Annotated in this window: 2 pseudogenes; one reads left to right on the forward strand and one right to left on the reverse strand. The window is 50.5% G+C overall.

What is annotated here, in order from left to right:
- Window positions 1-259: 259 nt before the first annotated feature.
- A pseudogene (locus PMI26_RS32105) lies at window positions 260-390 on the forward strand (short-chain dehydrogenase); the annotation flags it as partial.
- Window positions 391-587: 197 nt separating this feature from the next.
- Here PMI26_RS32105 and PMI26_RS0130050 read toward each other — a convergent pair.
- A pseudogene (locus tag PMI26_RS0130050) lies at window positions 588-1669 on the reverse strand (hypothetical protein); the annotation flags it as partial.

The following is a 1669-nucleotide window of genomic DNA, read 5'->3' on the forward strand; positions in this document are numbered from 1 at the left end:
TCCCAAGGGTTTGATACAGCGGCTGTGGCGTCTAATTTGGTGGTCATCGCGACGCGTCCCTTCTCAGTAATGGGCATTAAAAACAGTCCGCTAACTATCGGGAAAAATCGACAAACTGAAAACTGTCGTAAATGACAGGTCCTCTAGAACAAATTGCGATAAAATGTCTAAGTTTGCGTATCAAAGTCACGTACGGAGTGAAGTCCGTGCTCGACTCGGCGCATCGTTGAAGCCATCGCCTGCCACATCGGCGAAATGAAATACGGCACTGCAGCAGACCCCGCTCAAGCGCGTGGCCGATCCGAGGGGGCGGCGCAGTATTTGGCGAGTGATGCTTCCCGTAATACGACGGAGGTTTCGTTGAATGTGGAGGGTGGTTTCCTGTCCTGATCCGCTTCGCGGATTGTGCAGAAAAGGCAGTCCAAAACTGCCTTTTTTGTTTCCAGCGACCGCTCCCCCAAGACACTTGCGCATCATGATTGTCCATCAGTTGACAATTGCAAGCTGTCCAGCTTGTACAACTATCAGGACGCTTTGCATTGCGCGATGGAGACGCCGTTGAACAGATGCATCTCCGGTCTCCCCTTTCAAATAAAATTCACCCTTAAATGCAATTCTACGGTTCTACCTTCAAGGATTACGTTCGCTAATATTTGACGCAGACCAGGGGTTATGAAGGTGTAGGGCGTGGATGCCCTGCCTTGAGAATCTGTCGCGACAGCGCGCCCCTCGTGGTCCGGTGCACCGAACCGCACCGTCTTTCCAACAATCGGGGTCCCGCGCGCATCTTTCAACTCGACACCAACATCAAACCTCTCGTTAACTTGAAAACGGAATACATCCGGTGGCAGCGGCAAGTACGCACCCGACAATTGAAATCTAAAACTTTCATTACCTAAACGGTTCCTCGGCGTTACTAGCACCCCGCCTTCATTTTTACTAAACAACTTTAACGAAAAAGTTGCAGTCTTCGTCACTGGGCCAGTGAGTTTCCATATGTGCGTAGTGGTATGCTGTCCAAAGTTTGTTGGCACGCAGGCAAACTCTCTTTCTTCAACATCTATTAGGTGCACCAATTTGATCGCCAAAGGAACGCCAATCAGCAATCCGTCCGGGTTTAATTTTAACGTAAGGGTTGAAACTTTTCCCCCGATGAAGTTTGCCCCATGTTGCGGCATCGGAACGCCATCCAGCAAGACAGTTGCCTCATCAGCCAGATTACTGGAAAGCAACCTACTGATCGGTAAGGTTATCGGCGTGGTCATGTCCTTGCCTGCCAGCGATAGCTGGAAGGTGCCGCTTTTGGTATTCCCGGTCACTGCCCAGCTATACGTGGTTCGTTCCTCGTTAAACTTCGGGTCACTCTCCACATTGGCAGGATCAAGACCGACTCTGACCACACAAGTCAACTTGACCGGCAGACCAGCCAAGGGGCTGCCTAGTTTTGGGATGAGCGTAACGGTTTGCGGCTTATCCCGATAAAAAATAAAGTTGCCCGGAGCGGAGACTGGAACATCGTCAATCTTGACATCAGCCTCATCGTCCAGTTTGGTCGACAGCAACTTGTTGGCTGTTACGTTAAACGTGGTCATGCCCTGGGCAACTATCTGCAATTGAAAGTAGCCGCTTTTGTTGTTTAACCCGGTGACACGCCATTCATGGCTTGTAC

The organism is Pseudomonas sp. GM33, from assembly GCF_000282295.1.
GTDB classification, from domain to species: domain Bacteria; phylum Pseudomonadota; class Gammaproteobacteria; order Pseudomonadales; family Pseudomonadaceae; genus Aquipseudomonas; species Aquipseudomonas laurylsulfatiphila.